General features: G+C 71.2%; 30 protein-coding genes. 27 read left to right on the forward strand and 3 right to left on the reverse strand.

Features of this window, described 5'->3' with window-relative positions; genetic code table 11:
- Positions 1-204 precede the first annotated feature (204 nt).
- From IRQ30_RS12235 to IRQ30_RS12325, 20 genes are all read left to right on the forward strand, one after another.
- On the forward strand, positions 205-462 hold the full coding sequence (locus IRQ30_RS12235) for a helix-turn-helix domain-containing protein (protein WP_193613120.1): 258 nt from the start codon (positions 205-207) through the stop codon (positions 460-462).
- Entirely contained in the window at positions 459-704 is a 246-nt protein-coding gene (locus IRQ30_RS12240; RefSeq protein ID WP_193613121.1) for a hypothetical protein, read from the forward strand. Before IRQ30_RS12235 ends, IRQ30_RS12240 begins: the two co-directional genes overlap by 4 nt.
- A 71-nt stretch (positions 705-775) precedes the next feature.
- Positions 776-1,150 carry a hypothetical protein gene (locus tag IRQ30_RS12245; RefSeq protein WP_193613122.1) on the forward strand — a complete coding sequence of 125 codons (375 nt, stop codon included), beginning with the start codon at positions 776-778 and terminating at the stop codon, positions 1,148-1,150.
- Positions 1,147-1,446, forward strand: coding sequence for a hypothetical protein (locus IRQ30_RS12250; RefSeq protein WP_193613123.1), 300 nt, complete (start codon positions 1,147-1,149; stop codon positions 1,444-1,446). Before IRQ30_RS12245 ends, IRQ30_RS12250 begins: the two co-directional genes overlap by 4 nt.
- Positions 1,447-1,573: 127 nt before the next feature.
- Positions 1,574-2,476, forward strand: coding sequence for a hypothetical protein (locus IRQ30_RS12255; RefSeq protein ID WP_193613124.1), 903 nt, complete (start codon positions 1,574-1,576; stop codon positions 2,474-2,476).
- Position 2,477: 1 nt separating this feature from the next.
- Positions 2,478-3,641 (forward strand): recombination directionality factor, encoded by a 1,164-nt coding sequence (locus IRQ30_RS12260; RefSeq protein WP_193613125.1) that lies wholly within the window; start codon positions 2,478-2,480, stop codon positions 3,639-3,641.
- Positions 3,638-4,069, forward strand: coding sequence for a hypothetical protein (locus tag IRQ30_RS12265; RefSeq protein ID WP_193613126.1), 432 nt, complete (start codon positions 3,638-3,640; stop codon positions 4,067-4,069). Before IRQ30_RS12260 ends, IRQ30_RS12265 begins: the two co-directional genes overlap by 4 nt.
- Positions 4,066-4,956 (forward strand): 3'-5' exonuclease family protein, encoded by an 891-nt coding sequence (locus IRQ30_RS12270; protein ID WP_193613127.1) that lies wholly within the window; start codon positions 4,066-4,068, stop codon positions 4,954-4,956. Before IRQ30_RS12265 ends, IRQ30_RS12270 begins: the two co-directional genes overlap by 4 nt.
- Positions 4,953-5,159 carry a hypothetical protein gene (locus IRQ30_RS12275; protein WP_193613128.1) on the forward strand — a complete coding sequence of 69 codons (207 nt, stop codon included), beginning with the start codon at positions 4,953-4,955 and terminating at the stop codon, positions 5,157-5,159. The genes IRQ30_RS12270 and IRQ30_RS12275 overlap by 4 nt, the downstream gene beginning before the upstream one ends.
- Entirely contained in the window at positions 5,156-5,782 is a 627-nt protein-coding gene (locus tag IRQ30_RS12280; RefSeq protein WP_193613129.1) for a molecular chaperone DnaJ, read from the forward strand. The genes IRQ30_RS12275 and IRQ30_RS12280 overlap by 4 nt, the downstream gene beginning before the upstream one ends.
- Positions 5,779-5,913: a hypothetical protein gene (locus tag IRQ30_RS23800; RefSeq protein ID WP_264674600.1), complete on the forward strand. Its 135-nt coding sequence runs from the start codon at positions 5,779-5,781 to the stop codon at positions 5,911-5,913. Before IRQ30_RS12280 ends, IRQ30_RS23800 begins: the two co-directional genes overlap by 4 nt.
- Positions 5,910-6,230 (forward strand): hypothetical protein, encoded by a 321-nt coding sequence (locus IRQ30_RS12285; protein ID WP_193613130.1) that lies wholly within the window; start codon positions 5,910-5,912, stop codon positions 6,228-6,230. The genes IRQ30_RS23800 and IRQ30_RS12285 overlap by 4 nt, the downstream gene beginning before the upstream one ends.
- A gap of 502 nt (positions 6,231-6,732) precedes the next feature.
- Positions 6,733-7,296 (forward strand): crossover junction endodeoxyribonuclease RuvC, encoded by a 564-nt coding sequence (locus IRQ30_RS12290; RefSeq protein WP_193613131.1) that lies wholly within the window; start codon positions 6,733-6,735, stop codon positions 7,294-7,296.
- Positions 7,296-7,550, forward strand: coding sequence for a WhiB family transcriptional regulator (locus IRQ30_RS12295; RefSeq protein ID WP_193613132.1), 255 nt, complete (start codon positions 7,296-7,298; stop codon positions 7,548-7,550). Before IRQ30_RS12290 ends, IRQ30_RS12295 begins: the two co-directional genes overlap by 1 nt.
- Positions 7,547-8,578, forward strand: a complete 1,032-nt coding sequence (locus IRQ30_RS12300) for a DUF6551 family protein (RefSeq protein ID WP_193613133.1) — start codon at positions 7,547-7,549, stop codon at positions 8,576-8,578. The genes IRQ30_RS12295 and IRQ30_RS12300 overlap by 4 nt, the downstream gene beginning before the upstream one ends.
- The gene (locus IRQ30_RS12305) at positions 8,575-9,210 is read left to right on the forward strand and encodes a helix-turn-helix domain-containing protein (RefSeq protein WP_193613134.1); all 636 of its coding nucleotides are present in this window, start codon (positions 8,575-8,577) and stop codon (positions 9,208-9,210) included. Before IRQ30_RS12300 ends, IRQ30_RS12305 begins: the two co-directional genes overlap by 4 nt.
- Positions 9,207-9,578, forward strand: a complete 372-nt coding sequence (locus tag IRQ30_RS12310; RefSeq protein WP_193613135.1) for a MerR family transcriptional regulator — start codon at positions 9,207-9,209, stop codon at positions 9,576-9,578. The genes IRQ30_RS12305 and IRQ30_RS12310 overlap by 4 nt, the downstream gene beginning before the upstream one ends.
- Positions 9,575-10,192 carry a hypothetical protein gene (locus tag IRQ30_RS12315; RefSeq protein ID WP_193613136.1) on the forward strand — a complete coding sequence of 206 codons (618 nt, stop codon included), beginning with the start codon at positions 9,575-9,577 and terminating at the stop codon, positions 10,190-10,192. Before IRQ30_RS12310 ends, IRQ30_RS12315 begins: the two co-directional genes overlap by 4 nt.
- A gap of 181 nt (positions 10,193-10,373) precedes the next feature.
- Positions 10,374-11,966: a DnaB-like helicase N-terminal domain-containing protein gene (locus IRQ30_RS12320; protein WP_264674601.1), complete on the forward strand. Its 1,593-nt coding sequence runs from the start codon at positions 10,374-10,376 to the stop codon at positions 11,964-11,966.
- Positions 11,967-12,170: 204 nt separating this feature from the next.
- Positions 12,171-12,773, forward strand: a complete 603-nt coding sequence (locus tag IRQ30_RS12325; protein ID WP_193613138.1) for a hypothetical protein — start codon at positions 12,171-12,173, stop codon at positions 12,771-12,773.
- A 14-nt stretch (positions 12,774-12,787) separates the two neighbouring features.
- On the opposite strand, the gene IRQ30_RS12330 is transcribed toward IRQ30_RS12325, so the two are convergent.
- The gene (locus tag IRQ30_RS12330) at positions 12,788-13,144 is read right to left on the reverse strand and encodes a hypothetical protein (RefSeq protein ID WP_193613139.1); all 357 of its coding nucleotides are present in this window, start codon (positions 13,142-13,144) and stop codon (positions 12,788-12,790) included.
- A gap of 157 nt (positions 13,145-13,301) precedes the next feature.
- On the opposite strand from IRQ30_RS12330, the gene IRQ30_RS12335 reads away from it, so the two are divergent.
- Positions 13,302-13,451: a hypothetical protein gene (locus IRQ30_RS12335; protein WP_193613140.1), complete on the forward strand. Its 150-nt coding sequence runs from the start codon at positions 13,302-13,304 to the stop codon at positions 13,449-13,451.
- Positions 13,452-13,465: 14 nt separating this feature from the next.
- A complete protein-coding gene (locus IRQ30_RS12340; protein ID WP_193613141.1) occupies positions 13,466-13,732 on the forward strand; it encodes a hypothetical protein in 267 nt (88 codons plus the stop codon).
- A gap of 12 nt (positions 13,733-13,744) precedes the next feature.
- On the opposite strand, the gene IRQ30_RS23805 is transcribed toward IRQ30_RS12340, so the two are convergent.
- On the reverse strand, positions 13,745-13,867 hold the full coding sequence (locus IRQ30_RS23805) for a hypothetical protein (RefSeq protein ID WP_264674602.1): 123 nt from the start codon (positions 13,865-13,867) through the stop codon (positions 13,745-13,747).
- Between the two features lie 55 nt (positions 13,868-13,922).
- Between IRQ30_RS23805 and IRQ30_RS12345 the strand changes: the two genes are divergently transcribed.
- Genes IRQ30_RS12345 through IRQ30_RS12360 form a run of 4 tightly spaced genes read left to right on the forward strand, consistent with a single transcriptional unit; the run spans position 13,923 to position 15,602 of the window.
- The gene (locus IRQ30_RS12345; protein ID WP_193613142.1) at positions 13,923-14,405 is read left to right on the forward strand and encodes an ASCH domain-containing protein; all 483 of its coding nucleotides are present in this window, start codon (positions 13,923-13,925) and stop codon (positions 14,403-14,405) included.
- Positions 14,405-14,650 (forward strand): hypothetical protein, encoded by a 246-nt coding sequence (locus tag IRQ30_RS12350; RefSeq protein WP_193613143.1) that lies wholly within the window; start codon positions 14,405-14,407, stop codon positions 14,648-14,650. Before IRQ30_RS12345 ends, IRQ30_RS12350 begins: the two co-directional genes overlap by 1 nt.
- A complete protein-coding gene (locus IRQ30_RS12355; protein WP_193613144.1) occupies positions 14,647-15,213 on the forward strand; it encodes a hypothetical protein in 567 nt (188 codons plus the stop codon). The genes IRQ30_RS12350 and IRQ30_RS12355 overlap by 4 nt, the downstream gene beginning before the upstream one ends.
- Positions 15,210-15,602 carry a hypothetical protein gene (locus IRQ30_RS12360; protein ID WP_193613145.1) on the forward strand — a complete coding sequence of 131 codons (393 nt, stop codon included), beginning with the start codon at positions 15,210-15,212 and terminating at the stop codon, positions 15,600-15,602. The genes IRQ30_RS12355 and IRQ30_RS12360 overlap by 4 nt, the downstream gene beginning before the upstream one ends.
- Before the next feature lie 271 nt (positions 15,603-15,873).
- Here the strand turns inward: IRQ30_RS12360 and IRQ30_RS12365 are convergent, their stop codons facing one another.
- Positions 15,874-16,284, reverse strand: a complete 411-nt coding sequence (locus IRQ30_RS12365; RefSeq protein ID WP_193613146.1) for a hypothetical protein — start codon at positions 16,282-16,284, stop codon at positions 15,874-15,876.
- 45 nt (positions 16,285-16,329) lie between these two features.
- Between IRQ30_RS12365 and IRQ30_RS12370 the strand changes: the two genes are divergently transcribed.
- Positions 16,330-17,637, forward strand: coding sequence for a hypothetical protein (locus tag IRQ30_RS12370; RefSeq protein ID WP_193613147.1), 1,308 nt, complete (start codon positions 16,330-16,332; stop codon positions 17,635-17,637).
- The last annotated feature ends 2 nt before the right edge of the window (positions 17,638-17,639 follow it).

Here is a 17,639-nt window from a genome sequence, read left to right on the forward strand (position 1 = left end):
TGACGGCTCAGAGTAGTACGACCGCCTACCAGAAATCGGCGGCTTGACCTGCGGTTACGGGCTCACCTGCAGAACTACAACGTGCGTATTAGTTGACAGGTTGCCTACCAGTAGGCACCCTTATGGCAAGCAGCGCTTGACAGATAGGCGCCTACCAGCGGAGGATCGATGCACCGATACAAGAGATGGCCGAAGGGAACGTGGATGCGTCTCGTCAGCAAGGAGCGGCTCCAGTCATTCGTCGGTCCGGAGTCCCACAAGAAGATGAGCCAGCGCCGTCTGGCCCGGTACGCCGACAAGCACCCGTCCTTCATCAACCACCTGACCTCCGGTCGCCGCACCTCGTGCGAGCCGCGGACGGCTGAGCTCATCGCGGAGGCGCTCGACGTGCCCCTCGCTGTTCTCTTCATGCCCGAAACGGCAAGCAGTGGTAGCGCGATCAGCAAGGAGAAGGTGGCATGAGCGACCGCAGCCAGATCGCGAAGATCGCCGCCAACTCGCGGTGGGCGCGCGAGACCGACAGGTCCGCCGCGACCCAGCCGGCCCGCGACGGGCTGAACCGTCGCTTCGAGCTCGAGGTCGACCCCGACGGGGTCCTCCCCGTCAACGAGCGCGCCACCCGCGCGCTGTCCGCGCGGCGCGCGCACTTCCAGCGCCTCGCCCTGAAGTCCGCGCAGGCCCGCCGGGCCAAGCGCTCCGCCTGACCCATCACATGCCGCGGGGCCCGGCTCATCGCCTGGCAGCGACCGGACCCCACGAACGAAAGAAGGATCCCATGAGCACCACCGCCACACCGAGCAACGTCGAGCGACAGGCGCCGACGGCGCTCCTCGCCGTCGTCCAGCACATCCACGACCACGACCTCGGCGTCCCGCTCTCCATCGCACCGCCCTCGACCGCCTCCCCCTTCTTCACGATCGGGATCGTCGCCGACTCCATCGACGCCTGGGTGGGGTCCGGGCTCGCCGTGGACGTCGACGCCATCGAGAGCCGCCCCATCGGCGGCCGGATCAGCGGCCGCCTCTGGGAGCGCATCACCACCCCCGGGCGGCTCCTGCCCTACGGCATCCGCGTGAACCTCATGTACTCGAGGCCCCTCGTCGAGGCCCCCCGCCACCTGGCCGCTGTCGCCGATGGGGGTGCCGCATGAGCGCCTCGCCGGTCCCCGAGCGGGACGACTGGATGGATGTCGCCGAGGCCGTGAACGTCACCCCGATGCGCGCCGAGTCGATCCGGGTCGACTACTCCGACGCCGAGTTCGCGCACGTCATGGCGAACTTCACGCGCCTCGAGGCACTGGCCAACGAGCCGATCCCCTACGAGCTGACCAACGAGGCCCTCGGGTACTGCGGTCACTGCGGGGGCAGCGGTCTGGCTGAGCACCGTTCGGCGCTGACCGGCGCGCCGGCGCTCATCACGTGCCCGGTCTGCAAGGGCGAGTCGTGATGGCCGGGTGGGCCGGCGCGGCCGTGGTCGTGTCCTCGGACCCGTGGCTCGGCGCGCCGACGGATGCCGACCGGGCGCTCGTCGAGGCCGTCGGGCACCTTGTCGACGACACCGTGGCAGGTGCGGCATGACCGCCCCGAAGCACGCCCGCGACGTCAAGGGCAAGGGCCGCTACTACGGCTCCTGCGGGGACGACTGCCCCTTCGGTGACGACCTCTTCATCTCCGTCACCAACGCCCAAGGCGTCGTCGCCAAGCCCGCGCTCGTCCCGGCCGCCGTCAAGGTCACCGCAGAGACCGCCTGGAACCAGCTGCCCGCCATGGTCGCCATGTCCCGCCAGACCCCGACCGGCCCCAACGGGTGCGAGAAGAAGCGCGTCGCCGAACGCTGCGGCTCCTGCCGGTTCTGCCTCACCGCCGCCATCAAACGCGAGCACCAGAACCAGTGGGACACCGCCGCCGACTTCGGCTCCCTCGTCCACTCCTACGCGTTCTCCCACGTCGTCGGCGAGCCCCGCCCCTACGACCCCGACGTCGAGCCCTTCGTCCAGCAGTACATCCAGTTCCTGTCCCTGTGGGGCGTCGACCTCGACCGCCACGTCGAGGCCGCCGAGACCACCGTCCTGAACCGGCCGAAGAAGTACGCCGGCACCGGGGACATCTGGCTGCACCTCCCCACCGGCCCCGCCGGGCGGCGACAGCTGTGGCTCGTCGACATCAAGACCTCCCTCAAGGCCCCGGTCAACCGGGTCTACGCCGACCAGGAGCTGCAGCTCGCCGGGCTCCGCTTCGCGCCCACCGCGCTCCTGGCCGACGACACCGAGATCGCGGTCCCGAAGTTCGCCGGCGCCGCGCTGCTCAACCTCCGCGCCGGCGCCCACCAGCTCATCCCGTTGCCCGCCGACAAGGCCGCCTACAAGGCGTTCCTCGGCGCGGTCGACCTCCAGCTCCACTTCCACGCCCAGGACACCAAGGCCTGGGTCGCCCTCGACGCGCCGGCACTGCCGGCACCTGCCCGGAAGGCCTCCTGACATGCCCATCTCACCCATCGTGCTGCAGCGCCGGCACGCCGAGCTCGGACGGATCCGCCTCGGCGCCAAGCAGGGCGGCAACGGCCGCCCCATGAAGCTCGAGTGCTTCCGCTTCACCAGCCCCTCCGAGGGCTACGTCAAGGACCTCGCGCAGCTCTACGGTGGCGCGGCCCGCCCCTGGGACAACAACGGCAAGGCCGAGTTCGAGGTCTTCACCGAGGCCCGCTCGATCGACGTCATCGCCGTCAAGGGCGGCCTCTCGCAGTGGCTCGAGACCTGGTCCGGCGGCGGCTGCACCCACCGCTGCGACGGCGAGGTCAACACCCTGACCAACGAGGCCTGCAACCCCAACGACCCGGCCCACAAGAACGCGAAGCCCACCACCCGGCTCTCGCTGATGCTGCCCGAGCTCGACGCGATGGGCGTGTGGCGCATGGAGTCCCACGGCTGGAACGCGGCCGCGGAGATCCCGGCCGTCGCCGAGCTCGCGCAGTACGTCGGGGACCTCGTGCCCGCGGTGCTGCACCTCGTCGAGCGCCGCTCGGTCCGCGACGGCAAGACCTCGCGGTTCGTGGTCCCGGTCCTGGACCTGCGCATCGGGGTCGCGCGGCTGCGCGAGCTGGTCGCGGAGAAGTCGGGCACCGCGCCCGAGCTCGCCACGGCCGGCCCGCAGCGCCCGGCCCTCGCCGCTGGGCCGTCCGCGCCGTCCGCTCCTGCCGAGCCGGACGCCTACGCGCCGTTCTTCGCCCGGGTCGCGGACGCCCTGCAGCGCACCGACCTGATCGGGATCTGGGACGACGCGAAGGCGCAGCAGCTCGTCGGCCCGCAGGCCCAGGCCACCGAGCGGGCCGCGGAGTTCGTGGCCGCGTGGAAGGCCCGCGCGCACGACCTGCCCGAGACCGCCCCCGCGGCAGCCTCCACGGTCGACGAGCCGGACGCGGACGGTGTCGTCGACGCCGAGATCGTGCCCGACCCGCCGGCCGCCGCCGGTGACGCCGACGCGGTGTGGCAGCAGGTCCTCGCGGCGTGCGGTGAGCGCGGCATGTCGATGCCCGACGTCGAGGACGACTTCGCGCAGCGCATGGGCGGGCTGTCGTCCGCCGAGGCGTCCGCCGAGGAGCTCGCCACGTACCTGCAACTCGTCCAGGCCGAGGTGGCGGCATGAGCACACGCCTCCGCCACGTCGCGGAGTTCTCCTACCCCGGCGCGCTCTTCCCCGAGAGCGTCACCCGCGAGGTCGACCAGCCGACGCTGGACGCCGCCCTCGCCGTCGCGCCGACCGAGACGGACGGCTTCTTCCGCAAGGACGGCTGGTACGCCGTCAAGATCACCGCCTTCCACGAGAAGCGGTACGTCGCCGACGACGGCGCGGAGACCTGGGTGCGCACCGCCCGGCCGGTGAAGGTCCGCTCCTGGGTCGTCGGCGAGAAGATCCACGCCGACGACATCGAGCCCACCGACCGCAACCGCATCCTGATCGCCAACATCCGCGGCAACAGCACCGACGGGTACGGCGTGCGCACACGGATCGGCAACTGGCAGATGGCCTCGGACTACGACGAGGTCCTCCCGGCGTCGGCGGTGACGCGATGAGCACCCCGAAGTGGCACGACGGCACGATTGTCGCCTTCGACACCGAGACGACATCGGTCGAGCCAACCACGGCCCGCATCGTCACAGCCGCGGTTGTCTACCTCACCCCCGGCGAGCGCCCCCGCCCGATCCGCTACCTCATCGACCCCCAGGTCGAGATCCCCACCGAGGCGGCCGCAGTGCACGGGTGGACCAACGACCGGCTCGAGCAGACCATCGGCCGGCCCGGGTTCGCCCAGCGCACCCTCAACGGCGTCGTCTCGACCATCGCGGCCGAGGCCGCAGTGTTCGAGATCGCCGCCCACCTCGCCGCGACCATCGGCCGCGACCAGGCCGTGGTCGTGCACAACGCGCCGTACGACCTCACCCTCCTCGAGCACGAGTGCGGCCGCCACGACATCGCCCCCCTGTCGGCCCGCCCTCGCGGGCTGGCCGGCGTGGTCGACCCGATGGTCATCGAGAAGCAGTACGACCCCTTCCGCAAGATCTGCCTCAAGGCGCCCGGGTGCCGGCGCGATGAGGGTCACCACGAGTGCGGGGGTTGCCGTGGCGGGAAGGTCCGGTGCGGCGGCTGCGGTGCGACCGACAAGAAGCTCGAGTCGCTCTGCACCCACTACGGGGTTCGGCACGGCGGCGCGCACGACGCGGCCGCCGACGCGATCGCCTCGGCGCGGCTGCTCCGCAAGCTGCTGACCGCGTGGCCGCAGATGGCGTCGTGGCGGCTCCCGACCCTGCACGAGCACCAGGTGACCTGGCGGCGCGAGCAGATGGACGGGCTGCGGTCGTTCTTCGACAAGGCCGGCACCGCCCACGACGGGTGCTGCGGAGTGTGGCCCGTCCACACGTCGGCGTGCGCCGGCGCTCACCGGGTCGAGGTGGCGGCATGACGACCCCCAAGCCGCCGCGGTGCGACCGGCCCTACGCCCACGGCCCGCACACCTTCGTGTCCGACCCGGCCTCCGACGTCGACGTCGCCTGCGTCGGCCGCCGCGGCCCCCGGCACCTGTCCCTGCTCCTCGCCGAGCGTCCCCAGCTCGACGGCGTCGGCGTCGCGCCGGCGCTCTACCAACTCGAGGTGATGTCCGCATGAGGTACACCGTCCGCCCGCTCTCTGACCGCACCTGGCTCGGGACCATGGGCAAGGAGGCCACCCGCTTCGGCGCGAAGTGGGGCTCCACCCTCGAGCTGCTCGACCGCGAGGTCGGCGCGCTGCAAGGCCGCGACGTCGTCCTCGAGATCGACGTCGCCGAGACCGACCTCAAGCTCAACGGCGAGCTCCGCGCCAACGCCCGCCTGACGAGCTCGGCCGTCGTGCTCGCCTTCGAGTCCAAGCACGGCCCGATGCAGTACCGCTGCGACCGCTTCTACACGAACTGGGCTCACCAGGGACCTGAGTGGCAGCACAACGTCCGCGCGATCGCGCTCACGCTCGAGGCCCTCCGCGCGGTCGACCGCTACGGCGCCACCGAGACCGGCCAGCAGTACGCCGGCTTCAAGGCGCTCCCGGCCGGCCACGCCATGCCCGCCAGCCACATGACCCGTGACGAGGCGCTGCTGACATTGCACCGGCACTCGAACGCCTACGACACGGACCCCATTGAAGTGCACCACAAGCGAGCCCGCGCCGCTGTGCACCCAGACCGGCTCGGCGGCGACCGCACCCTCTGGGACCAGGTCGAGCAAGCCGCAGGAGTGCTGGGGGTGCGGTCATGACCGCCGCCCTGGTCGTCATCGTCGTGGTCGCCTTCGTCCTGGCCGCCGTGTGCGTGCTCGTCGAGGCGAACCGTGAGCTGCAGGTCGACGTCGACCTGGTCCTCGGCGAGCCCGGGGGTGGTGCGCGATGACCGCCGCCGACGCGGCCCAGCGCCTGGCCGACCTCACCGACCCGCACGCCGGCTGCATCCCGCGCTTCTGCCGTGCGGGCAACAACTCGGGCGTCGCGAGGTGCGACGACCCTGCGGACAGAACAGCTACTCCGCCCGCCGAGCGTGCGCTGACCGACGCCGAGCGTGAGTCGCTCGCGAAGGACATCCAGCGTCGATTCCACCGCGGCGGGATCCAGACCAACGAGACCGGGCTCACGGCCACGATCCGCTGCGCCCTCGATGCCTTCGACTCCCTCCTCGCTGCCCATGACACCGAGGCAGGTGAGCAGCCGTGATGGCCGACCTCGCGCGCCCGCTCGAGGTGCTCGCCGCCCTGGTCATCGCATTCGGCGTCCTCGACGGCGGCACCGACACCTTCGCCAACGCCCTGGCGGTGCTCCGATGACCAACCTCCGCGAGCTCCTCGCCCCCATCCCCCGCCCGCCGGCGCCGTCTCGACTGGCGCGCCTCACCCACCGCATCCGCTGCAACGACCGCATCCGCGTCCGCGGGTCCGTGCGCGCCTGCTCGGTCTGCGGCCAACTCAGGACCGTCCGATGAACCCCGGGCTGCTCTACCTCGTCTGCGCCGCCGTCTGGGTCCTCGCCGTGGTCGCGCTCGGCTGCGCGCTGGCCCGCATCCGGCAGGGACGAGGCGACCGATGAGCCAGTGCCCCTCCGCCACTGGCCCGGGCCCCTGCATGAACCCAGCCCCGCACACCCCGCCCAAGAACTGCGTCCACCACTCCACCTCCGGCGTCCCCGACCGCCACGACCGACCAGGAAGAGGCGACTCAGAGTGAAGATCATCGGCCTCGACCTCTCCCTGACCTCCACCGGCGTCGCCGTCGTCGACGACCACGTCGAGGTCGGCCGCCGCGTCACCGTCCAACGGATCCGGTCCAACGGCAAGAAAGACGCCACCATCGCGGACCGCACCGACCGTCTCCGGCGCCTCGCCGCGAAGATCCTCATCCCCGCGCGCGACGCCGACCTCGTCGTCATCGAGGGCCCCGCCTACCACCAGTCCAACCCCGGGATGCACGACCGCTCCGGACTCTGGTGGCTCGTCACCGAGCGCCTCCACGCCTACGACTGGCCCGTCGCCGAGGTGTCGCCGTCGGTGGTGAAGAAGTACGCCACCGGCAAGGGCAACGCCGGCAAGGACCAGGTCCTCGCCGCCGTCGTACGCCGCTACCCCGACGTCGAGGTCGGCGGCAACGACGAAGCCGATGCCCTGATCCTTGCCGCCCTCGGCGCCCGCTTCCTCGGGCAGCCGATCGACGACATGCCCGCCCTGCAGAGCGCAGTCGTCGCGTCCGTGCGCTGGCCGGCGCACCTCACTGAGGAGGCGCCGTTCTGATGCTCATCGAACTCGACCCAGCCGGCATCCCCGACGTTCCTGGCGCCGCCTGCCGCGACATCGAGACGCCGGAGATCTTCTTCGCCTTCGAGGAGCACTGCATCGAGCAGGCCCGCGAGGTCTGCCGCCGCTGCCCCGGGATCCGCGCCTGCCTCGCCTGGGCGCTCGCGCACAAGGAGCACGGCGTCTGGGCCGCCACGACCGAGGAGCAGCGCACCGAGCTGCTCGACCGCCATCGAAAGGAAGCCTCATGACCACCGACACGATCGACGTCGACGCCGCCCTGGACGACATCCTCGACCACGAGCTTCCAGACGCTGCGACCGCCGGCGAGAAGCCCGACCCCTACATCGCGGCCCTGCCCGTCGACCAGCTCTTCGCCGACCACACCTACCAGCGCGAGCTCGACGAGCACCGCGTCCAGAAGATGGCCGCCAACTACAAGATCGCGCTCGTCGGGATCGTCGAGGTCTCCCAGCGCGGTGAGGACTCCTTCGCCATCCTCGACGGGCAGCACCGCTGGGCCACCGTCCGCGACGTCCACTTCCTCAACCCCCGCACCCAGCACCTCGCCTGCCGCGTCCACGTCGGCCTCACCATCGCCGAAGAGGCCGCGCTCTACCACCAGCTCAACACCACCCGCCGCCAGCTGACCGGCTGGGACCGGTGGCTCGCCCGCCGCGGTGCCGGCGACCCCCTAGTCGCACAGATCGAGGACCTCGCCGCCCAGCACGGCTTCACCGTCGGGATGCGCGAGGCCCCCGGAGTACTCCGCGCGACCAAGGCCGCCGAGAACGTCGTCACCCTCGGCGCGACCGCGCTCCTCGACCAGGTCCTCGGCGTCGTACGAGCCGCCTACGGCGACGACCAGTCCGGCCTCGACGCCGCGATCGTCTACGGCCTCGGCCACGTCCTGCACGCCTACTCCCGCGACGAGCTCGACACCGCCCGCCTCATCGAGGTCCTCTCCGGGATCGTGCCCCGCCAGCTCACCGCCCGCGCGGCCGCGGTCCGCGAGATCCACAAGGGCACCAACGACCGCCTCACCGCCCACGTCATCGTCGAGCGCTACAACGGCTCGAAGGGACCGAAGCTGCAGCCGTTCCTCGAGCGCGTGAAGCCGACCACCAAGAGCAAGCCCGACGCCTCGGCACGCCGCAACCTCGCCATCCGCGAGTGGGCGGTGCGTCAAGGCCTCATGAACGAAGGCGCGAGCGGTCGGATCCGCAAGACGGTCCGCGAGGCCTACGAGGCTGCGCACCCGGAGACGACCGCCTCATGATCCTCAACCACGCCCACGGCGTCGTCACCACCAAATGCAAGCACCCCGAGTGCGTTAAGTCCTGGTCTCGCTACCTCAAGCGGTGGCGCTACGACCGCTCCCACGGACTCCTCCGCCTCACCGACCCCACCACCGTGCGCCTCCACATCGCGACCCTCCAGGGCGCCGGCTGGTCGATGCGGGCGATCGCGGCCGAGGCAGGGACCTCCCCCACCACGATCAGCCGCTACATGTCCAACAGCGCCGCCAAGGTCAGCAAGCTCATCGTGGAGCGGGTCATGTCCGTCGACCCCTCCCTGGTCCCCTCGAAGGCCTCGACGCAGACCACCGAGCCGTTCGTCCCCCGCACCGGCACCGTCCGCCGCATCCAGGCCCTCATGGCCATGGGCTACAGCCACACCGATCTTGCCGCCCGCGGCATCGACTCCCGCAACCTCCTCAACCAGCAAGGCCGCTGGGTAACCCGCACCACCCACGACCAGGTCGCCCAGAAGTACCGCCAACTCTGCCGCCGCCCCGGCCCGACCGAGAGGTCCATCCGTGAGGCAGCCAAGCGCGGCTACCTCGGCCCAGCCGCCTGGGACGACATCGACCGCGACCCGGAACCCGACACCACCGAGGAGGCCGCGTGATCCACGACCCCGAGACCCAGTACGACGCCGACCCCGACTGGGTCCGCGTCGGCGAAGCAGCCGACCGCGCCGGCGCCAGCCACCGCCAGCTGGACCACTGGATCACCCACGGCTACCTCACCTGCCACAGAACCGGCCACGGCCAGGGCTACCCCCGCTACTTCACCCTCGCCGAGGCCGAGGTCCTCAAGTACATGACCCTCCTCGTCCGACACGGCGTGCTCCCCAAGAACGCCGGCGACCTCGCCCACCAGTTGCAGGCCACAGGCCGAGCCCGCCTGGGCCTGTTCGTCATCACCACCGCCCACTTCGCCGAACACCCCGACCTCCAGCAGCACACCACCACCTCGACAGGAGCAACCGCATGACCGAGAAGAACGACTACAACGCCAAGGTCCGAGGCAAGGGCCTCGAGAACACCGGCGTCACCGAGGACCTCGCCCGCGAGATGTTCAACACCCTCGGCCGCTCCACCATGGCCATCGTCCGCCTCACCCACAAGCGCCAGATCAACGACGACGACACCGGCCGCACCGTCGAGCTCACCATCGACCTCCTCGAGCCATCGACCTCCGCCGAGCTCGACGAGCACCTCCGCGAGCTCACCCGCACCCTCCACCAGAACCGCGCCCTCAAGGCCGACGACCAGCAGCTCCAGATCGACACCCCCGGCGACCTCGAGCCCACCGTCGAGGGCGTCATCGCCGCCGGCCGGGCCCACATCGCCCAGACCGACGACCCGCTCCCCGAGGGCGACGACGACGAGCCGCTCGGTGACCCGCCCGTCGAGGGCGCCACCTACGACCACGACCTCAAGGTCTGGATCGACACCGACGGCAACACCGTCCCCTCCGAGCCGGCCGAGCCCACCGACGACCTCACCGGCGACGAGCCCCCGTGGGAGTACTCCCAGCCCGAAGGCACCGGCACCGCCGACGCCGACCGGCCCGTCAACGACCCCTTCGCCGTCACCACCACCTGAGCCACGCCCGGGGAGTCAACGTCACGGCCCGCAGCCGAGCACCCACTGCGACGCCGAGCGAAGGCCGCCCCCACCGGAACGCCCGCTTCTTTCGACGGGCGAGCGGACCTGCTCCCCGGGCGCGCACCACCCCTGACCCACGCGACCGCTTCCCCACAGAGGACCGAGGGACACCAACCCGTTGACCCACACGGACGATCGACCAGTCAGGCTCGTTGCTCCCGACGAGCCTCCCTTCGACCCTGACTACGACCGACCCCGCGAGCACCGCCAGCCGCCCCAGGACATGGGCGCCGAGCAGGCCGTCCTCGGCGCGCTGATCCTCGAGCCCAACCTCGCCGCCGACCTCGCCACCCACCTCGACGGCCCCGACTTCTACCGGCCCGCCCACGAGACCATTTGGAACGCGATCCACCACGTCGCCACCGCCACCACCGGCGACATCAAGGTCGACGCCGTCACCCTCGCCTCCCACCTCGCGCGCACCGGCGAACTCGAGCGCATCGGCGGAGCCCCCTACCTCCACACCCTCATGGAGGCCTGCCAACTCCCCGAGAACGCCCCGGCCTACGCGAAGATCATCCGCGACAACGCCCGGCTCCGCACCGCGATCGACACCGGCTCCCGCCTCGTCCAGCTCGGCCAGAAGGGCACCGTCGACGAGGTCGACACCTACCTCGCCGAAGCGCTCCAGGTCCTCGACGACACCGTCACCCGCTGGGGCCCCCGCGACACCGTCTCCACCTCCGGATTCCGAGACCTCTCCTGGATCCTCACCGGCCAGGCTCCCGAGATCCCCCCGCCCCGGTGGCTCCAGCACGAAGCCGGCCACGCCCTCTTCTACGCCGGCAAGGTCAACGGCGTCTTCGGAGACCCCGAGACCGCCAAGACCTGGCTCGCCCAGTGCGCCATCGTCGAAGCCCTCAACGACGGCGGCACCGCCGCCATGATCGACGTCGACCACAACGGCGAGAACCACACCGCCGCCCGACTCCTCCTCCTCGGCGCCCACCCCAACGCCCTCGCCGACCCCACCCGCTTCCGCTACTACGACCCCCAAGAAGGCGCCGAGCTCCGCCACGCCATCGCCGACATCACCACCCACAAGTCCGACGTCGTCCTCATCGACTCCCTCGGCGAGATCTTCCCCATGCTCGGCCTCAACACCAACGACGGCGACGAGATCACCGGCGGCCTCCGCCTCATCTCCCAGCCCGCCGACACCGGCTCCTGCGTCATCTTCATCGACCACCTCCCCAAGGCCACCGAAGCTCGCGCCACCGGCTTCGCGATCGGCTCCATCGCCAAGAAGCGCGCCATCCGCGGGTCCTACATCCGCGCCGAAGAAGCCGTGAAGCCCGCCCCCGGCCAGATCGGCAAGATCAACCTCTTCATCGAGAAGGACACCGCCGGCGAGCTCCGCCGCGCCACCCCCGGCGGCAAGTACCTCGGCAAGTTCATCCTCGACTCCACCCAGCCCCACGTCACAAGCTGGAAGGTCGCCCGCGACACCGCCGTCACCACCGACGGCCGGTTCCGGCCCACCCGCCTCATGGAGCGCATCTCCCGCCACGTCGAAGACAACGACCAGTGCACCGGCCGCGACATCCGTGAGGCCGTCGGAGGCAAGCCCGAGAACGTCGTGAAGGCGCTCAAGGTCCTCATCGAAGAGGGCTTCGTCAGCGTCCACAAGGGAGCCCGCAACGCGCTCCTCCACCACTCCATCTCCCTGTACCGAGAGGCCGAGGATGACAACGCCCAGCCCGACGACTAACCCCCACCTGAGTGGTTCCCTCAGTGGTTCCCTGAGTGGTTCCCTACAGGCCCCCAGGGCCCAAGCGAGTCGAGTGGTTCCCCGGGTCCCCTCTCCTTCGGAGGGGAACCACTCGGCGAGCCCTCCGCCGACTGGCACCCCGAGTGGTTCCAGAACCCGGGAACCACTCCTCGCCGACGTGCTCGACCGCAAGGACGTGGCGGCATGAGCATCGACCCCACGGACGCCTCCTCGACGCCCCGGTGCACGGCGACCGCGAAGGGCACGGGGCAGCGCTGCAAGCGCCGTCCGATCCCGGGCGGGACGGTGTGCGTGAAGCACGGCGGCGGGGCGCCGGCGGTGCGTGCTGCTGCTGAGCGTCGTCAGCTGGAGGCGGCTGCGGGCGCGGTGCTGGCGGGCATGGTGTGGAACCCGGCCGCTGCCCCGGTCACGGACAACGTGTTGGAGATGCAGCGGCTGGCTGGGTCGATGCGTCAGGCCGTCGACGTGCTCGGTGGTCGGCTGGAGGACGGGGATCCGTGCGAGGAGTGCGGCCGCGGTGCCGGCGCTGACCTGGACTCGGTGACGGGGACGGCGTGGTTGCGGGTGCTGCGTGAGCTGCGTCAGCTGCTGGCGGACATGCAGCGGCTCGGGATCGCGGAGCGTGCGGTCGAGCTGGAGGCGGACCGTGTGCGGCTGATCGCGGTGGCGCTGGGGCGGGTGTTCGACGTGCTCGGCCTGGATGTGGAGCAGCGGGGTGTGGGGACGCGGGTGCTGCTTGAGGAGCTGCGGGCGGCTGCGGTGGCTGGGGAGGTGGCCGAGTCGTGAAAGCAGTCGCCTACTCAGCAGAAGGTTTCGGCCCAACCGAGGGTGACGACTTCGGCTGCAAGATCCATCAGGCCACCGCACCCGACGACGATGACCGAGGCCTTGGCCCACATCCCAGTGCGATTCTCGATCTTGGCGTCCACGTCCTTGTGCTCCCCTCGCTCGAGGATTCGATGCTGCTGCCAGTCGCGGATCGTGAGGAATGCGAGAAGGGCGCCGACAGCGAGCAACGTCGACCCAGCCACGTCAAGCAGCTGCACCCAGAAGTCGTCGGCGGCGGATTGTCTGATGCACATGGCCGGCACGGTAGTGCGGACTCGTCTCGCACCGCCGCCAATCCCGGCGATCCGCGCGAGTTCCTCGTCCAGCACATCTCGTGTCGACCGTTCTCCCCGTCAACACCGGCGAGGCCCTCGTGAACTGTCGCCCCGACTGCGTCTGCCAGTGCCACCAGCACGGCTGCGGCTGCCACGAGCGCCCCAAGCCCTACGTCCCCGCACGACCCACCTCGACACCCACGGAGACCCGATGACCGACACCACCCCCAAGCCCAAGCCCGACGAGACCCCCGAGCCGACGACCGACTCATGGAACGTGTCCGACTCCGCCAACGAGCTCGGCGTCGACGCCTTCGAGGCTGTCGAGGACGAGCGCAACGGCGTGAGGTTCGGCCGGTGAGGAGCCGAGGCACCATGGCTGGCCGTTGCCCGGCACCGGCCCGCACCGAGTGGGGCACGCTGCGGTGCGTCGTCACCGTCGACGGGTGCAACGACCGCGGTCACGCGCGGTGGAGGCGCGTCGCCTGGCTCATGGCGCTGGTGTGGCGGCTGCGCCCGTGGTGGCCGAACGCGAAGGGCCGGGCCGCGGACCGTGCCGGTCGTGGCCCCGCCGACCGCGCGGGCCGCGCCCGGGCGCTCAGCACCGAGCTCTACCGCACCGACCGCGGGCGCGCGGCATGACGGCGCTGGTGGTCAGCCTTCGTCCGCGTCGAGAGCCTGCTCTTCGGCCCACCACTCGGCGTCGCGTTCCTCCAGGACGTCCTGGAGGTCGCGCCACGACTCGTAGTCGTCGTGCTCGGGTGCGGGCTGGCTCACCCCTCCATGGTGCGACCGGTCCCGCGCAGCCGCAACACCCTTCGGGGCGTGCGGCGTGAAGGCGCTGACGGTGCAGCAGCCGTGGGCGTGGGCGATCGTGCACGGCGGGAAGGACGTCGAGAACCGGACCCAGGCGTGGACCTACCGCGGTGCGCTCGCCATCCACGCCGGCGCCCGGCTCAGCGAGCGCGGGCTCAGGGCCGTGCCGGACATCGCGGCCGCCGAGCAGCTCGTCGACCCCGACATGATCCGCGCCGAGATGCGCGACCAGCTCGTCACGGGGACGATCATCGGCGTCGTCGACCTGGTCGACGTGCACTACTCCGCCGGCTCGAGCCCGGACGCGATCGACTGCTGCGACTCCTGGTGGGCGGAGGCGTCGTACGACGAGCACGGTGGCCGCACCCGGCGCGACGTCGTGCACCTGGTCCTCGAGCACCCCCGCCCCGTGCCGGAGCCGATCGCGTGCAAAGGGCGCCTCGGTCTGTGGACGCCGCCGGTCGAGGTGCTGGAGCAGCTGCAGGCGGTGACCCGCTGATGGCGACGTCGCTGGGCCGCACCGTCGAGCACGCCGACGGCAGCCGCTCGGTCGCGCTCGACATCACCTTCGACGTCTCGGGCTTCGTCGACGCGATGAACCGGCTGGCCAAGGCCATGCAGCACTGGACCGTCACCGTGGACGGCCGGCTCCGCCGTGTCGACGCCCACCACCCGCGGCCGCTGGGCATCGACGGCCGCGCCTACCGCCGGCGGACGCTGGCCCGACGCAGGAGGAACCGATGACTCCCGAGCAGGCCATCCTCAGCGCCTACCGCCCACACGACCGCCGCACCGAGAACCGTCTCCTCGGCCCCGACGGGCTCACCCGGATGGAGATCCTCCAGGCGTTCTACGGCGTCGAGGGCGGCCGGGAGTTCCTGGTGAACTTCCTCGCCGAGCACGCCACCCCAGGCGAGAGCGCGCCGCTCGAGTGCATCGATCGGACCAAGTGCATGGCCGACGAGCACGCCCTGTGCTGCCCTTCGGTGAAGCGCCGTACGGAGGCTGAGGAGTCCTCGGTCCCGCGCGGTGCCGAGAACTGCGCCAGTCGCCTGGACTGTCCTTCGGCGTCACACCTTCGTGACTGCCCGTGGTGGACCGACCCACACCACGAGGTGCCAGTCGAGGTGGGAACCGAGCACGAATCCAACGCCTCGGAGGCACAGGTCTGGGAGCGGCGGGTGCCCGGCACCGACGTCGCCGAGGTCCGTGTCCACCTGGCCGTCGACGACCAGGGCCGCGTCGAGCTGCACGAGGCCGTAGTCGCGCAGCTCCTGGCCGACGCCGGCTGGGAGCGTGCATCGTGAGCGCCCCGCGGCGGGACCCGTCCCGCCCGCTGCGCGACGTCGCCGTGGCGTTGGCCGGTGCGGGGAGGGTCCTCGAGCAAGCGATCGCGAGGGCGCTGTGGGATCTCGACCTGTCCCTCCAACGCGCGCGGCTGCGCCAGCTCCACGCTGCGCGGGCCGCGGCCGTCCTGCAGATCACCCTGCACGCGGACACCGGGCCGTACGTCGACGCCATGACCGGGATCGCTCGCTCGGTAGAAAAGCTCCGGTGGCAGGTGACCATCCGCCGCGAGCAGGCGCTCGCCCGGCAGTTCCTCGACGACCTGGTCGACGAGGCGTGGGCGTCGTACGGCTGGGCGCGCCCGCGCGTGGGCTGCGGCGACCCCGACTGCGAGGAGGCGCACCCGTGATCGCAGCGACCTCAGCGAGTGGCTCGCTTCGCTCGGCGCGCCTCTTCCTCAGCGTCCTTCACCCGCTTGTCCATGTTGCTGTGCCACGTGCGGTGGCGGCCGGTGTAGCTCGGATCGATCAGGGCCCCGCAGGTCATGCAGGCGCGAGCGTCACTCATGAGATTCCTTCCGTCGTCGGGAGTCCTGACGGTAGGGACCACCACCGACACCGCCCCCATCGCCGTCCGCTCAGCCAGCCAGGAGCACGCGTGAACGACACCCGCCGACCAGATCAGGCGATGGCCCGCGCTCGTCTCTCTTCCAGCACAATGCTGGTGACGCCGAGCACGATGCCGATCGCGCCAGCGCCAATGCTCGCGACCGGGAACGAGACGTCGTTGGCGACAACGACCGCGGCGTACGTCGCAATCAGCCCTAGCGCGATGGCATTGGCGACCCGATCCGAGCGCTTGTGCCGAGAGATGACGGTGGCAGGCGCGTACTCACCCAGTAGCCCGTTGACTCTGACCCGCAGACGGTCCTTGTGCACTCCGTCTGGCAACTTCTCGATCAGTTCGAGCTCCTCGCGGATCTCCCGGCGGAGGCGGCGACGCTTTCCGCCCTGCTGCACGAGGAAGAGCGTCACACCCACTGTCAGCGTGACAAGACCTGTAGCCACTGCTTTCAGGATGTCGTCGCCCATAGCAACGGACCGTAGTCGCCGCGCCCGATACCCGCTGGAGAACGCATGACCGACACCCGCCGCCCGCCCGCCTGCCACCACGACCGCACCCTCGACGCCCGCGTCACCCGCGAGCACCGCGACGACTGCACCGACCCCGAAACCCACAACGGCTGCGTCCCCTGCACCGCACCCCACTGCGTCCTCTGCGGACGCAACCACACCAACAACGACCACCCCCTCACCTGCCCCGACTGCATCAGCCGCGTCCGCACCGACCTCGACGACATCCGCTGGTCCTGCCGCCACCTCCGCTGGCAAGCCACCCGCGCCGGCCGCGACGGCCGCCTCGTCGCCGCCGCCCCCATCCCCGGCGGCGACGCCATGGTCATGCTCGCCCGCGCCGGCGCCGACGCCGAAGACCTCGTCTGGTCCCGACACCTCGACGACGACCACCACGCCCAGGACGTCGTCCCCCCGCTGCTGCCCCTCCTCGGCTGGGACCACCAGTGGCGCCGCTACTTCGGGCACCAGCCCCCGGCCAAGCCGTCGGTCACCGGCATCACCCACTACCTCGCCGACCACCTCACCCAGATGGCCCAGACCAGCACCGGCCCCGACTGGCCAGGCTTCGCCCGCGACATCGCAGCCCTCCGCCGCCAGCTCGAGGCGGTCCTTCACGACGAGCGCGACCCCGAGCGCGGGGTGTCGTGCTTCGAGTGCGGCGACCGCCTCGTCCGGAAGTTCAGCGCGCCGAAGCCCTGCCGCCATGTCGCCCAGGCCCGCCGTGCCGGGGTCACCGTCACCCAGTGGGTCTACACCCTCTCGACCTACCCCGAGCTCGACGACGACCACACCCAGTGCACCGACCAGGGCGGCATCGCCGACCCCTCGGTCGGCCAGTCGTGGGAGTGCATCGGGTGCCGTAAGCACTACACGCCCGGTGAGTACGCCAACGCCGTACGCTCCGACCTCCTGCGGGCCGGCCCGGATGGTGACGGGTGGACGCACGTCGCGATGGCGGCCGAGGCTGCGTCGACGCAGACGGGGATCGTGTTCCCGGCCAACACGGTGCGGCGGTGGATGGACCGCGGGAAGGTCGCGTCGCTGTGCCGGTGGGTGGCCGGTGCGTCGTGGGGTCAGCGGTTGGTGTTCTGGCCCGACGTTGCCGAGGAGGCGGCCGCCGCGGTGGAGCGGGCGTACGTCGCCGAGCAGAAGCGCGCCGAGCGGGCGCGGCAGAAGCAGCAGCTCGCGGCCGCGGTCGCGTCCGGGCTCGACGTCGACGAGGCGGGCCGGCGGCTCGGGATCCACCCGGCGCGAGTCGAGGTGTTCGTCGAAGAGTGGGCCGCCGAGCAGCGCCAGACGGCATCATGACC

The sequence above is a fragment of the Nocardioides lijunqiniae genome, assembly GCF_015024225.1.
Classification (GTDB): Bacteria; Actinomycetota; Actinomycetes; order Propionibacteriales; family Nocardioidaceae; genus Nocardioides; species Nocardioides lijunqiniae.

What these genes read in the sequence shown, in the direction of transcription:
- IRQ30_RS12260 (WP_193613125.1), top strand. Translation starts at nt 2,478, where the DNA reads ATGCCCATCTCACCCATCGTGCTGCAGCGCCGGCACGCCGAGCTCGGA.
- IRQ30_RS12335 (WP_193613140.1), top strand. Translation starts at nt 13,302, where the DNA reads ATGACCGACACCACCCCCAAGCCCAAGCCCGACGAGACCCCCGAGCCG.
- IRQ30_RS12305 (WP_193613134.1), top strand. Translation starts at nt 8,575, where the DNA reads ATGATCCTCAACCACGCCCACGGCGTCGTCACCACCAAATGCAAGCAC.
- IRQ30_RS12250 (WP_193613123.1), top strand. Translation starts at nt 1,147, where the DNA reads ATGAGCGCCTCGCCGGTCCCCGAGCGGGACGACTGGATGGATGTCGCC.
- IRQ30_RS12275 (WP_193613128.1), top strand. Translation starts at nt 4,953, where the DNA reads ATGACGACCCCCAAGCCGCCGCGGTGCGACCGGCCCTACGCCCACGGC.
- IRQ30_RS12255 (WP_193613124.1), top strand. Translation starts at nt 1,574, where the DNA reads ATGACCGCCCCGAAGCACGCCCGCGACGTCAAGGGCAAGGGCCGCTAC.
- IRQ30_RS12240 (WP_193613121.1), top strand. Translation starts at nt 459, where the DNA reads ATGAGCGACCGCAGCCAGATCGCGAAGATCGCCGCCAACTCGCGGTGG.
- IRQ30_RS12370 (WP_193613147.1), top strand. Translation starts at nt 16,330, where the DNA reads ATGACCGACACCCGCCGCCCGCCCGCCTGCCACCACGACCGCACCCTC.
- IRQ30_RS12285 (WP_193613130.1), top strand. Translation starts at nt 5,910, where the DNA reads ATGACCGCCGCCGACGCGGCCCAGCGCCTGGCCGACCTCACCGACCCG.
- IRQ30_RS12325 (WP_193613138.1), top strand. Translation starts at nt 12,171, where the DNA reads ATGAGCATCGACCCCACGGACGCCTCCTCGACGCCCCGGTGCACGGCG.
- IRQ30_RS12300 (WP_193613133.1), top strand. Translation starts at nt 7,547, where the DNA reads ATGACCACCGACACGATCGACGTCGACGCCGCCCTGGACGACATCCTC.
- IRQ30_RS12315 (WP_193613136.1), top strand. Translation starts at nt 9,575, where the DNA reads ATGACCGAGAAGAACGACTACAACGCCAAGGTCCGAGGCAAGGGCCTC.
- IRQ30_RS12235 (WP_193613120.1), top strand. Translation starts at nt 205, where the DNA reads ATGCGTCTCGTCAGCAAGGAGCGGCTCCAGTCATTCGTCGGTCCGGAG.
- IRQ30_RS12295 (WP_193613132.1), top strand. Translation starts at nt 7,296, where the DNA reads ATGCTCATCGAACTCGACCCAGCCGGCATCCCCGACGTTCCTGGCGCC.
- IRQ30_RS12245 (WP_193613122.1), top strand. Translation starts at nt 776, where the DNA reads ATGAGCACCACCGCCACACCGAGCAACGTCGAGCGACAGGCGCCGACG.
- IRQ30_RS12365 (WP_193613146.1), bottom strand. Translation starts at nt 16,284, where the DNA reads ATGGGCGACGACATCCTGAAAGCAGTGGCTACAGGTCTTGTCACGCTG.
- IRQ30_RS12280 (WP_193613129.1), top strand. Translation starts at nt 5,156, where the DNA reads ATGAGGTACACCGTCCGCCCGCTCTCTGACCGCACCTGGCTCGGGACC.
- IRQ30_RS23800 (WP_264674600.1), top strand. Translation starts at nt 5,779, where the DNA reads ATGACCGCCGCCCTGGTCGTCATCGTCGTGGTCGCCTTCGTCCTGGCC.
- IRQ30_RS12340 (WP_193613141.1), top strand. Translation starts at nt 13,466, where the DNA reads ATGGCTGGCCGTTGCCCGGCACCGGCCCGCACCGAGTGGGGCACGCTG.
- IRQ30_RS12355 (WP_193613144.1), top strand. Translation starts at nt 14,647, where the DNA reads ATGACTCCCGAGCAGGCCATCCTCAGCGCCTACCGCCCACACGACCGC.
- IRQ30_RS12265 (WP_193613126.1), top strand. Translation starts at nt 3,638, where the DNA reads ATGAGCACACGCCTCCGCCACGTCGCGGAGTTCTCCTACCCCGGCGCG.
- IRQ30_RS12270 (WP_193613127.1), top strand. Translation starts at nt 4,066, where the DNA reads ATGAGCACCCCGAAGTGGCACGACGGCACGATTGTCGCCTTCGACACC.
- IRQ30_RS12350 (WP_193613143.1), top strand. Translation starts at nt 14,405, where the DNA reads ATGGCGACGTCGCTGGGCCGCACCGTCGAGCACGCCGACGGCAGCCGC.